Consider the following 12459-nt stretch of genomic DNA (forward strand, 5'->3'; position numbering starts at 1 on the left):
AATTTAAAATCAAAAAAACACGTTAAAGTCTGTTTTCTCTATTGGATTTTATGATATAAAAAATACATTTGCTAAAACCAGTAAAAAAGTTTAAAACCAGAAAGAATAACTGCATGGATAATGAAAAATTTATTTTCTGCCTTGAAGGCGTTAAAGATATAGACGATCATACGCCGACCAATGTGGTAAAATGTCTGGAAGAATTGGCTATTGACCAAGGTATTTCGAGCATTCATAAAACTTGCGACACAATCGAAGGTTTAGAAGAAAGTCTGAATATTTTGCTTTATGAAGATCATAATTTCAAAGATTATGAAATTATTTATTTGGCAATGCCAGGTCAGGAAAACAATATCTGTCTTCACGATTATTATTACAGCATTGAAGAAATTGCCGAATTGTTTGAAGGTAAAATGAAAGGTAAAATCATTCATTTTGCCAATCTTAAGGTTTTGGATTTAAACGAAGAAGAAGCCCAATATTTTTTAGATATTACTGGCGCTAGAGCTATTTCTGGGTATGGTTCGACTTACAATAAAATTGCAAGTTGCAGCACGATCGACAAAGCTTTTTTTAGTTTGTATCAGGAAAACGACAACCTAATTGAAGTTGTTGAAGATCTTTATACCAAACATTATAATCTGTGTAAACTGCTTGATTTTAGATTATATTATTAAAAATGAAAAAGAAGCAAGCAGAGAAAATAAAAACCTATGGCCCAAAAGGATTTCGAGAGAAGTTTTTAGGAGAAGATAATCCTATTCATTTGCTTTTCAAGTCGAATTCTGATCATTTTTTCTGTCTTGAAATCGAAGAAATGATGCAAATGCAGCATCCAGTTCCGCCTTCTAAACATTCTTGCCATACTTTGATTTTTATTTCTTCTGGTCAGCATGTTATGAAATTAGGTTATCAAGAATACATTACAACCGATAACGAAATGATTATGGTTCCGGCCGGTCAAATTTTTTCGCTTGATAATGTTAACAATATTCATAAAGGTTACATCTGCCAGTTTCATCCTGATATTTTGATTCGAAAATATGGAAGCCGCGAGCTTCTTAATGATTTTGATTTTTTAAAAATTTCGGGAAATCCAAAAATAAAACTTGCTCCTGAAGATATTACTCCAATAACCAATATTTTAGAACGATTGAAAAAGGAATATTCTGAAACAACTGTTACAGATTTGAATATTGTGCAATCGTACTTGATTACGCTGTTTTATGAAATGAATAAAAATGCGGTAAAAACTTCTAAAAGCATTTCGGCAGCAGAAGCAATTACAGCAAAGTTCAAAGAATTGATTCATGACCACATTAAAACGCAGCACCAAGTTAATTACTACTCTTCTTTATTAAATGTTACTCCAAACCATTTAAACAAATGCGTTAAAACCGTAACAGGAAAATCTGCTGTTAAATGGATTGACGAAAACATATTACTAGAGGCCAAATATTTACTATTTCAAACTACACTTTCTGTGGGCGAAATTGCAACACAAGTAGGCTTTGAAGATCAATCTTACTTTAGCCGATTTTTTAAAAAAACAGAAGGAATCTCTCCTATACGATACCGAAAAATGATTGATAAGTCCTAATTATTGATTATAGAATCCTAACAAATATGCGGGTGTTTTTCAGAAATTTGCTACCTCAAAATGCAAATTATGATTTATGTTTTTAAAACTTCCGTTGATAATCAGACCAAATTCGAATCGGCTTCTGCATTACTAAATCAATTATTACCAGAATCTAAGTGGAATTTCGACCTCGAAGATTGTGATAATATTTTACGAATTGATAGCGAATTGAATGCTGTAGAACTGCTTCAAAACAATACTGTTTTTGAATGCATCGAATTAGAATAAAACTTTATACGCCTTCATAAAAATTATAATGGAATCAAAATTATATCAAAACCGCACTTTTGAAACGATCGACTATTCGGAACAAAGTTTAGCCCATACTGAATTTGTAAACTGCGAATTCATTAACTGTAATTTCTCTAAAAGTGATTTAGGCCATAACGACTTTTTAGATTGTACTTTTAAAAATTGCAACCTTTCTTTGGCAACTTTAAGAAATACCGGATTGAAAAACATCAAGTTTATTGGCTGTAAATTAATGGGATTGGATTTTAGTGCTTGCAATAGTTTTCTGTTTTCAATGAATTTTGAAGATTGCATTTTAGACTATTCTACTTTCATTTACAAAAAGCTAAAGAAAACTACTTTTGTAGATTGTTTTTTAAAAGAAACTGATTTTTCTAATACCGATTTGTCTCTGGCAGTTTTTAAGAATTGTGATCTTTCTGGTGCCACTTTCGTGGAAAGTATTCTAGAAAAAACAGATTTCAGAAGTTCTCGAAATTATGCTTTTGATCCTTCTGAAAATAAAATCAAAGGAACAAAGGTTTCACACACAGCACTTGCAGGTTTACTTCAAAAATTTGATTTATCTATTGAGTAATTTTTAGTTTTTAGTTTTATTCAATTCAATCTAAAGATAAAAAGCGGGATTGCAAATTCAATTGCATCCCGCTTTTCTCTATTTAATCAACCACGATTTTTATTTTAACCAACGAGGATCTCCAATGTTATTATCAATTATTGTTTGATTTTTAACTGTGAAATCTCCATTTGCAGGATCTACAAACTGTGGATTAACACTAGTAGCAGACGCATCAATTTTATTGTTTACAATTGTACCATCTACAAAACTTACAGCATCATTATAATAATTTTTATTAAACGTAGGCATTGTTGTTGCAGGCTGGTTTGTATAAATTGCACTTGTTGATGTAATTAATGTGTTTTTCACCGTTGATGCATTTGACGCAAAACGTAAATACAATAATCTCTTTGGCGCTGAAGTATTTGATACTTTATACAATGTACAGCTTTCAATTAATACATTTGTTGTCAATCCTGTCCCCGAAAAACCATTTGCAGGAGCAACAGCATCGGCTCTAACAAAGTCACGTCCAACAGAACAAGTATCAAATGTGCTATTTTTCACAACGACGTTTGCAACATAAGTGTTTCTGAAATCAATAAAATCAGCTTGTGCATTTGTATTTACATTTTTAACAATACTATTATCAACTGTAAACGAATTCAGTTTTGCTGCAGCAGCATTTCCATAAACCAAGGCTCTTAAATAATCATGAACATTACAACTACTAATTAAGATGTCTCCATAACTTGTACTTGCTCCAGACAAAGTAATAAAGTTACTATCACCAACAGCTGTTCCTTCTAAATCTAAGTCAATTAATGAAAGATTTGATGTTCCTGCATTAAGTGTAAACTTCACATGCAGTTTTGGTTTATCATAACTACGAAGTCCTCTTAAGGTAATCGATTTATTCAAAACTACTTCGCCTGTAAATACAGTATAATCTCCTGGCATTAATACAAGAATAGATCCTGAAGCTGCTTCATTAATTTTAGCATTTAAATTATCTTCTGCTTTTACTAAGATTCCTGTTCCAATATCAATTCCTGTTGTAAATGTTGTTTTTCCGCTCTTTTTAGCACCATTCACTAACTCTGCTGTATAAGCTGTTTCTGGAGATAATCCTGTAATAATGGCAATTCCTTCTGTCTTTTCTGTCGCTGTAAGAGTATGCGTTATTGCTCCTGAATTTAAAACAATTTGTGCAACACTATTATTAGGAGTCCATCTCAATGTAGCTTGTTTAGCTTCTATATCTCCATCTTGAATAGGCAAGAAAAGCTCTGGTGCCAAAGTTGTAGCAGTAGCAATAGACCACTTAGAATCTTCTAGACCTGTAGCGCTAATTGCCTTTACTCTAAACGAATAAACTGTTTCTCCTTCTAATGCAATTTGCACAGGAAGTTCTGTTGGAGCAACATTTAAAGTTTTATAAATTGTACCGAAATTAGGATCATCGGCACTAATTTCTACTACATAATGATCTGCATCATCTTTAACTGTCCAATTTAATTCGACTGTAGTTTTATTTCTAACCACGGCCGAGATGCCTACTGGCGAAAAAGCCCTATTTACATCTAAACTGTCAATAACCGCTTCATTGTAACTCTCACAGCTTGAAACCGCCAGAGCCAGCAACATTACAGCAATAAATCCTTTTACTTTATATTTTGTTTTCATAATTATACTTTATTAATTTTCACGTTACTAACTATAATCACTTGTTATTAATAACCGTAATCATTTGTTAGCATTCCATTACTACTCTCAATAAACACTTTCCAAATTGGCCAGAATTGTCTATTGTTTGGATCTACTCCAGGTTTATATAAAGTATTGATTTTAGTATCTGCTGTTGCACCTGTCCAAGTCCATGTAAATTGCGAATAATCTGCTCCCGGGTTTGTAGTTTCTCCACGGTTCAAACCATAAATATCAAGACTAACATTATCTGCTTTGTATTTATAATACAATGTAGTAGGAACATCTTGATAATTTCCTGAACGATTAGACAAATCTCTCATATCAGCTTTAGCTTCATCCATTTTTGTCTTAAGTAAATTCCAACGGATCAGTGCTTGTTTACGCTCCATTTCTCCTGTAAACTCGTACTTGTTTTCATCAACAAGAGCATTAAACATGGCTACTTTACTAGTTAGTAAATTCACATAGTTATCAACCTTTTCATTCTGAGATGCTGCTGGAAATGCTCTTCTTCTAATTTCTTTTAAATATGGAGCTGCTGCTGCTGGACCTTCTAACTCATTTGCTGCTTCTGCTGCTATTAAAAGAACTTCGGCGTATCGCATATAAATTTTATTCACTCCATCATCATTTGTTGATGTCACAAAGCGAGTCATCCATTCGTATCTATATTTTCCAAAATACCAAGTATTTAATGCCCCTAATTCTTGCTTAGCAACATTATTTACCGCTGTACCATATTTATAAGGAACACATGTTACATCTCTTCTTGTATCTTCTTGATCATAATCATAAAAAACCGTAGGAAGTGGTCCTGCAGTTCCTCCACGATTCGCTCCATTTGCATGAAACTGGTCGTTTGTAGTATGTTTTACAGCAAAAGTAAACAACATACGCCCTCTACCATCTGAAAAAGGTATTTCCCATAGAGATTCTCCGCCTGCAACGATATATTCTTGATTGTATTTTTTCCAGAATGTTTCAAATGAAGACTCTAAATGTGCAGAACCGCTTGCAATAACAGAACGAGATTCTGCCAATGCTAGAGCATACATATTTGCAACAGACAATTCAGGATCTGTACTTCTTCTAATACCGTCAGGATATTGCTGGTAACCGCTGGCAGCCAATGCCAAACGAGCACGGAATCCTTTTACGAACGCTTTATTAATTCTTTCTACGCTACTTGTTGCTGCGCTTCCACCTGGCCAAGGCACTAATGTTGCAGCTTCTCCTAAATCGGCAATAATCTGCTTGTAAATCACATCACGACTTGATTTCGACACATATAAAGTTTCGTTATTTAACGGTTCAAATCTTGCTGGCACATCTCCCCATGCTTTTACTAAATCGGCATAATAAATAGCTCTTAGAGTTAATGCCTCACCTAATAAATATCCTAGCTCCGATCCAGGAGTTGGATTTCCGTAAGTACGCAAACCTCTAATAGCAATATTAGCACGTTCAATACCTGAGTACATCATTGCCCACGCATTATTAGTTGTATTCATTTGAGAATTAATCGATTGTGCATCATAAGTACACAAATCTGACGCATCACTCACGGTTTGAGAAGAGTTATACCATTCTGTATCTGTATTCAAACCATAAAAAGGAAGATAACGGCCTCTATATGAATTCGTTTCTGCAAAAGGAATTTTTATTCCATCAATTGCGCCTTCAGCCAATCCTGGATTAGAAAAAATAACTGATTCATCTAATGTTGATTTTGCTGGTGCATCTAAGTAATCATCTGAGCAAGAAGTAAAAAAGCTTGCAACAAACATTCCTGCTATTAATATTTTATGTTTCATCTTGTGAAAATTTAACTGAATTAGAAATTAAGGTTTAAACCAAATATCATCTGTCTACTTCTTGGATAAGCTGAATAATCAACTCCTGGAGTATACGGTGTCGCTCTTCTAGTTGAAGCTTCTGGATCTTGACCTGAGTACTTAGTCCAAACAAAAACATTACTAGCTGTTAAGTAAAATCTTAACTTAGAAATTCCTAGAGCAGAAGTTAGCGCATCTGGCGTAGTGTAACCTAAACTTAAATTGTTAAGTCTTAAGAAAGACCCATCTTCAACAGACCAATCAGTAAAAACATAACGAGGCATGTATGGAGACCACATTGTAGTATTTGCATTTAAAGCAGTTAACTGAGCAGGATCGGTTACTAGTTGTCCTGTATTAGGATCAAGATTTGTCCATCTTTTTCCATCTGCCATTTCAGAACCTAAATTTCTATATTGTCCGTTAGGAACTGAAGTAGAAAATTCTGTTTTATTTCCGTTGTATACATCGTTTCCAATACTCCAGTTAAAAGCTGCAGAAAGATCAAATCCGTAAGCATTAGCATTTAACACCATACCTCCAGTGCTTTTTGGATTCGCATTTCCTATAACAGTAAGATCTTTGCTATCTACAACATTGTCACCATTAATATCTTTTAATTTCATAGCACCTGGCTTCATTGGGCCAACGACAGTTTTAGCATCTGCAACTCCTGTTTTTAAAGTATAAGTTCCTGCATTATAATCAAAGTCTGAAACTTCATAACGTCCATCACTTTTATATCCATACATAATCCCTAGAGGTTGTCCTACGTTTACAAGATAATCTGCTGTGATTGAAGAAGAAGCCCATCCACTTGACCATGTAAAATCTTTCATTACACCAAGAGAGTTAATTCTGTTAGTATTGAATGCAGCATTAAATGATACACTCACTCCATATTTAGGTCTTTCAATTAAGTTAAGGTTTAAAGTTGCCTCTACACCACTGTTTTGAATTTCACCCATATTTCTATACTGATAGTCATAACCTCCAGAAATTGGGAAATTCATTAGCAAGTCTTTTGTTTTGTTTTTATAAAACTCAACAGATCCTGTTACCTTATTTTTGAAAAGATCGTAATCTAAACCAATATTTTGCGTTACAGTAGTTTCCCATTTCAAATCTGGATTAGCCATTGTTTTTGAAGCTGCCCAATAGCTATCTACTCCATTAATCCATGTAGATGTAGTAGATGCAAAACTTTGAACCATTTGTCCTGTCGGAATATTATTGTTTCCTGCTTCACCATAACTTACTCTTAATTTAAGCAAATTAACCCATGAAGCATTTTTCATAAATTCTTCTCCCGAAATTTTCCAAGCTGCTGCTGCTGCTGGGAAAAATCCCCATTTATTACTTCCTAAGAACTTACTTGAACCATCGGCACGATAAGTCGCTGTTAAAAGATAACGGTCTTTGTAATCATAATTTGCACGTCCGAAGAAAGAAAGTAATTTATCATCTGGGAAATAGAAATTATCAACTGAAACTGGCGTTCCTTGTGTAGTTAATTTTTTTGCTTCATCTAATTCAAAAGATAATGGAAATCCGTGAATTGTACTTGTCAAATCATTTCTATTATAATTAATAGACTCTTCTCCTAAAAGTAATTTTAAGCTATGATCTTCTCCCATTATTTTTTTCAAATCATAGTTAAGAGTATTTGCATTTCTAAAGCGAGTATCTTTTCTATCTGACATTATCAATGCAGGCATACCTTGTCTTTCGGCTGCAGGATTATTTTTTACATAATACGTTGTGCGGCCGTAGAAACGATAATCTTGGAAGTTGTAATTATCTAAACCTAATTCTGTTTTGAATATTAAATCTGAAGTAAGTTTCCAAGAAAAACTTCCCAATGTATTAAAGTTCTTTCTAAACTGCTGGCGGTTGTTATCTGTAATAGCAACAAAAGGATGTGTTAAGTTGTTAGCAACCGCTTCGTCTGTATCGTCTGTCGTTAAACCTGGAATAGGAATTGGTGCATAACCCACAATATTTTTTAAACGAGAATCTGCAGAAGAAGCTTCATTTTGCTCATTCATACCGGCACCGTTAATTTCAGTATCAGAGTAACGTACTGTAAAACTTAAATCTACTTTATCAGAAGCTTTACTATTTAAAGCAAGAGATAAGTTGTTTCTTTTAAAATCTGATCCAAGCATAATTGCTTTTTCATCATAATGTGCATAATTGAAGTTATAGTTCATTTTATCACTTCCACCACGAATAGATAAATCACGGCTTTGCACTTCTCCGGTACGTCCAAAAACTTGCTTTTGCCAGTTATTGCCTTTCATACCTTTGTACATATCATAATCCTGCCAATTACCAAAATACTTAGTATAAGAACTTGGATTACTCAAAATAGTTTTATCGCTTTGATCTAGTAAAGCATACTCATACTGCCATTTTACGTAATCTTCTGGAGATGTAACATCGATAGTATTAGCCAGCTTTTTCATTCCGTAGAACATATTATAATTTACTGCTATTTTACCATCTTTACCTTTTTTAGTTGTAACGATAATAACTCCATAAGCTCCTCTAGAACCATAGATTGCAGTAGATGATGCATCTTTCAAAACTGTCATTGTTTCAATGTCAGAAGAAGAAATATCATTGATATTATTTACCGGAAATCCATCTACGATATATAATGGAGAAGCATCTTGACTTAAAGATCCATTTCCTCGAATTCTTATCTGAACGTTTGAATCTGGAGAACCTTCAGAACTGCTTACCGATACTCCGGCAATACGTCCTGTTAATGCCTCAGCTACGTTTGGCACTGGAATTTTACGAACTTCGCTTCCAGAAAATGTAGCAACTGCTCCAGTCAAATCAGATTTCTTAGATGTTCCATATCCAATTACAACAACTTCATTTAAGTTATTAGAATCTTCAGACATTGTTGCGTTTACTTTTGTTTTTCCGTCTGCAGAAATGTCAATGCTTTTAAATCCTATGAAAGAAAAGCTTAAGACTGCTTTCGGATTAGTAAGCTTTAATTTGTAATGCCCGTCAAAATCGGTAGAAGTTCCGTTCTTAGTTCCTTTTTCTAAGACGTTTACCCCAGGAAGAGAAAGTCCCGCGGCATCCTTCACGGTTCCCTCTATCGTTGTGCCCTGCGCGTGTATTTGACTACCGATCAATAAGCACAGTAAGAAAACAAGTTTAAAGCAAAAGTTTGCTCCTTTGTTTAATAATTCTTTAAAGTTCATGGTTGATTGTTTAAGTTATTAAATGGTTTTTCTTTGTGGTTTAAGTGGTTTTTTGTGGTTACTTTCAATTCATTTATGGTTAATTTTTGTGGTTTTTATTTTAACAGTATTTTATTTATCACCGAAGTAAATCTTTATTCTTGCCCATTTTACTTCTCTTTTACTTAATCGTTTTCGAACTATGCAAAAAAAGTTGTAATCGATTACACAAACATAGATATTTTTTTTAAACGAAAAATAAAATTTCCCAAAAATTTCATAAAAAAAATTACATATTAGAAATTTTATTGCTTTTTTATGTAACATATGTAATTTATATCAATATAAAATATTAATAATATTATTATTAATCGTTCATTTGATTCGATTTTTACAAAAAAAACAATCGATTACATGAATATAAATTACAAAATTTATTATGTGTTAGTTTTACACTTAAAAAGTTAAAAAGATCCTAAAAAAATTTAAATACAGAATAAAGATGAGATTTATTTTAAAGAGTATTTTCTGACTATAGAAGTAAAATCATTAGCCAACGAAAAGACATTCTTAAGCTAATTGATTCATTGAAGACATAAAAAAAGCCCTTAAACAAACGTTAAGAGCCTTAAAAAGAATATATTTTAAAATTATGCAGCTTGCATGTGCACTTGTTTTTGATGTAACCTCATCAATATAAATGTAATCACCATTCCGGTCATAGCCATTGCAATACCTATAAGATTAGGCGAAGCAAAATTATAACCAGCTGCTAGAGGCAGTCCTCCTAAGAAAGCTCCTAAAGCATTCCCGATATTAAAACTTCCTTGAAGCGCTGCTGATGCGATCATCTCTGCATCTTTGGCTGTCTTAATCATAAGCATCTGAATTGGCGCAATAACAGAGAAAGAAATTGCTCCTGTTAAGAATGTCAAAAACAATGAAACATATTGATTGAAAGAGAAAAAGTAAACCATCAACAAATCAAGCACCATTACAAATAGTAACGCAAGTACGGTTGGTGCTGGCGAATATTTATCTGCCAATTTTCCTCCGACAAAATTACCGACAACCATTCCTAATCCTGCTAAGATTAAAATTGTAGAAACATCTTCTGGTGAAAATTTCGATACATTAATTAATAAAGGAGCAATATAACTGATCCAAGCAAAAAGACCTCCAAAACCAATTGCCGTAATTCCGATAATTAACCATGCTTCTGTTTTCTTAAAAAACTGAAGTTGTGTTTTCATATTCACGCTTTCACCTTTTTCAAGATTCGGCATCCATAAATAAATTGCCAAAAAGGTCAACAAACCAACAATCGCAATTAATACAAAGGTATAACGCCAAATAAAATGGTGACCTATATAAGTACCAATTGGCACACCTATTAAATTAGCAATCGTTAAACCAGCAAACATTATAGAAATTGCCTGCGCTTCTTTTCCTTTGTCTGCCAAACGGCTTGCGACTACCGCTCCCACTCCAAAGAATGCTCCGTGCGGCAATCCAGATAAAAATCGAGAAGCAAATAGAACATTATAATCAGGAGCTATAATTGACAATGCATTAAAAACTGCCAGCATTAAAGCCAAAATTAAAAGCATTTTTTTAGGCGCATAATTTCTTCCTGCGATTACTAATAAAGGCGCTCCAATAACAACTCCAAGTGCATAAGACGAAATTAAATATCCAGCAACCGGAATCGAGACTTTCATATCTGAAGCAATATCTGGGAGCAATCCCATCATTACAAATTCTGTAATACCAATAGTTAACCCTCCTAAAGAGAGTGCAATAAGACTTTTTTTCATTTTGATTTATTGTAGAAAGGAATAGATTTCTACGATGCAAAATTAACACCGTTAACCTTTAAAAAAATTGTAAATTTGTGACATAAAATTGTACATTTAAGTTATGCCTAAATTAAATCAGTTTAAAACACTTGTTCTTGATGAATTTGAAGAAGAGAAATTTCATCTTCCTCCACATACTCATACCTATTATGAAATCATTTATATAAAGAAAGGGAGTGGCATTCATCATTTAAATAACAATCTGCTTTCATACAAAGCTGGAGACTTATTTGTTATTTCGCCAGACGACGAACATTATTTCGATATAAAGAAAAGTACACGATTCATTTTTATCAAATTCACTGATAATTATTTCAATTCCAAACAAAATCTAACTTGTGATGAATTTCTCGTAAATACTCCCGAAAGTTTCATGCGAGATAAAATCTTAAAAGAAACAGTTTTAAAGTTTGATGAACCTTGCAAAACGATTCTAAAAAATACAGTTGAAAATATTGTAACATACGATCGCTATATTGATGTTACTTCTTCTCCAATTGTTTTCTATCAGATTCTTTCCATTTTTGGATTAATTAAAGAAACGATTCGCGGTATGAATCTACAGATGCAATCGACACATTTGGATAATGAGCAAATTGCCAATTATATTCATCAAAATATATATCAGCCAAAACTAGTTCAAGTAAAAGTCATTGCAGAACATTTTAATATTGCCCAAACTTATTTTAGTGCTTATTTCAAAAGAACTTTCAGCATAAGTTATCGCGAATACATCCATAATTTGAGAACGACTTTAATCGAAAAAAGATTTCATAACAATCAATTGCCGATTAAACAAATTGCGTACGAATTTGGCTTTACAGACGAAAGTCATTTGACTAATTATTTCAAAAAACGTAAAAACATGAAACCGACTGATTTTAAGAAACTGTAGTTAGCGAAATCTTAAAAAGTGATTTCCTCACGCATTTTTATCTAAATTTGTACCTCAAAAACAATTTCTTTGAAACAGAAAACCCACATAATATTGCTTTTTATAACACTTAGTTTCTTTTTGAATCCGAGTTATACCTACGCATGTAATATCGGGAATCACAAAGAAATTGCTTCTAAAGAAGAAAACAGCTGTTCTAAAAAATGCTGCGAAAGGAAAACTTCAAAACAAGAAAAACACAATTGTGATGGAAAATGCCGTCATTCTGGTTGCACAACTTCTGCGCTACAATTCGTTATTTTAACTTCAACCGATCTTGATTTGCAAAATGACGTTTTCAATTTTTCTTTAAAAAACGCGATTTCATCTTACAGTAATTCCACTATTTCTGCGGGATTTACTTCTATTTGGCTGAAGCCGAAAATATAATTATCGCATTTATGACAGCCCATATTGGGTCTTTTTTAAAACGAAATTTTTAATTAATTTTAAAGGAAAATA

At 33.0% G+C, this 12459-nt stretch carries 10 protein-coding genes; 6 read left to right on the forward strand and 4 right to left on the reverse strand.

The features are described from left to right. Positions 1 to 113 precede the first annotated feature (113 nt). The 4 genes from AC1Q5Z_RS20980 to AC1Q5Z_RS20995 all read left to right on the forward strand — a co-directional run bounded on the left by AC1Q5Z_RS20980 (position 114) and on the right by AC1Q5Z_RS20995 (position 2471). On the forward strand, positions 114 to 677 hold the full coding sequence (locus AC1Q5Z_RS20980) for a DUF6642 family protein (RefSeq protein ID WP_286970722.1): 564 nt from the start codon (positions 114 to 116) through the stop codon (positions 675 to 677). 2 nt (positions 678 to 679) lie between these two features. Beyond that, positions 680 to 1600 (forward strand): helix-turn-helix domain-containing protein, encoded by a 921-nt coding sequence (locus tag AC1Q5Z_RS20985; RefSeq protein ID WP_343588515.1) that lies wholly within the window; start codon positions 680 to 682, stop codon positions 1598 to 1600. Positions 1601 to 1669: 69 nt separating this feature from the next. Beyond that, positions 1670 to 1870 carry a hypothetical protein gene (locus tag AC1Q5Z_RS20990; protein ID WP_343588516.1) on the forward strand — a complete coding sequence of 67 codons (201 nt, stop codon included), beginning with the start codon at positions 1670 to 1672 and terminating at the stop codon, positions 1868 to 1870. Positions 1871 to 1898: 28 nt separating this feature from the next. Further along, complete coding sequence (locus tag AC1Q5Z_RS20995; RefSeq protein ID WP_492446692.1) at positions 1899 to 2471, forward strand: pentapeptide repeat-containing protein; 573 nt, start codon at positions 1899 to 1901, stop codon at positions 2469 to 2471. 99 nt (positions 2472 to 2570) lie between these two features. Here the strand turns inward: AC1Q5Z_RS20995 and AC1Q5Z_RS21000 are convergent, their stop codons facing one another. From AC1Q5Z_RS21000 to AC1Q5Z_RS21015, 4 genes are all read right to left on the reverse strand, one after another. Then, positions 2571 to 4139: a DUF5123 domain-containing protein gene (locus AC1Q5Z_RS21000; protein WP_492446693.1), complete on the reverse strand. Its 1569-nt coding sequence runs from the start codon at positions 4137 to 4139 to the stop codon at positions 2571 to 2573. Between the two features lie 47 nt (positions 4140 to 4186). After that, entirely contained in the window at positions 4187 to 5977 is a 1791-nt protein-coding gene (locus AC1Q5Z_RS21005) for a RagB/SusD family nutrient uptake outer membrane protein (protein ID WP_492446695.1), read from the reverse strand. Between the two features lie 20 nt (positions 5978 to 5997). Further along, on the reverse strand, positions 5998 to 9225 hold the full coding sequence (locus AC1Q5Z_RS21010) for a SusC/RagA family TonB-linked outer membrane protein (RefSeq protein ID WP_343588520.1): 3228 nt from the start codon (positions 9223 to 9225) through the stop codon (positions 5998 to 6000). Positions 9226 to 9854: 629 nt separating this feature from the next. Next, positions 9855 to 11021 (reverse strand): MFS transporter, encoded by a 1167-nt coding sequence (locus AC1Q5Z_RS21015; protein WP_343588521.1) that lies wholly within the window; start codon positions 11019 to 11021, stop codon positions 9855 to 9857. A 103-nt stretch (positions 11022 to 11124) separates the two neighbouring features. On the opposite strand from AC1Q5Z_RS21015, the gene AC1Q5Z_RS21020 reads away from it, so the two are divergent. Then, the gene (locus tag AC1Q5Z_RS21020) at positions 11125 to 11958 is read left to right on the forward strand and encodes an AraC family transcriptional regulator (RefSeq protein WP_278020521.1); all 834 of its coding nucleotides are present in this window, start codon (positions 11125 to 11127) and stop codon (positions 11956 to 11958) included. A gap of 69 nt (positions 11959 to 12027) precedes the next feature. Beyond that, complete coding sequence (locus AC1Q5Z_RS21025) at positions 12028 to 12387, forward strand: hypothetical protein (protein WP_343588522.1); 360 nt, start codon at positions 12028 to 12030, stop codon at positions 12385 to 12387. Positions 12388 to 12459 lie beyond the last annotated feature (72 nt).

Source organism: Flavobacterium sp. GW823-FHT06G12, assembly GCF_058794775.1.

Bases quoted from the DNA above. Each gene is read 5' to 3' on its own strand.
- AC1Q5Z_RS20980 (WP_286970722.1), top strand. From the start codon at position 114: ATGGATAATGAAAAATTTATTTTCTGCCTTGAAGGCGTTAAAGATATA.
- AC1Q5Z_RS20990 (WP_343588516.1), top strand. From the start codon at position 1,670: ATGATTTATGTTTTTAAAACTTCCGTTGATAATCAGACCAAATTCGAA.
- AC1Q5Z_RS20985 (WP_343588515.1), top strand. From the start codon at position 680: ATGAAAAAGAAGCAAGCAGAGAAAATAAAAACCTATGGCCCAAAAGGA.
- AC1Q5Z_RS21005 (WP_492446695.1), bottom strand. From the start codon at position 5,977: ATGAAACATAAAATATTAATAGCAGGAATGTTTGTTGCAAGCTTTTTT.
- AC1Q5Z_RS21015 (WP_343588521.1), bottom strand. From the start codon at position 11,021: ATGAAAAAAAGTCTTATTGCACTCTCTTTAGGAGGGTTAACTATTGGT.
- AC1Q5Z_RS21010 (WP_343588520.1), bottom strand. From the start codon at position 9,225: ATGAACTTTAAAGAATTATTAAACAAAGGAGCAAACTTTTGCTTTAAA.
- AC1Q5Z_RS21020 (WP_278020521.1), top strand. From the start codon at position 11,125: ATGCCTAAATTAAATCAGTTTAAAACACTTGTTCTTGATGAATTTGAA.
- AC1Q5Z_RS20995 (WP_492446692.1), top strand. From the start codon at position 1,899: ATGGAATCAAAATTATATCAAAACCGCACTTTTGAAACGATCGACTAT.
- AC1Q5Z_RS21000 (WP_492446693.1), bottom strand. From the start codon at position 4,139: ATGAAAACAAAATATAAAGTAAAAGGATTTATTGCTGTAATGTTGCTG.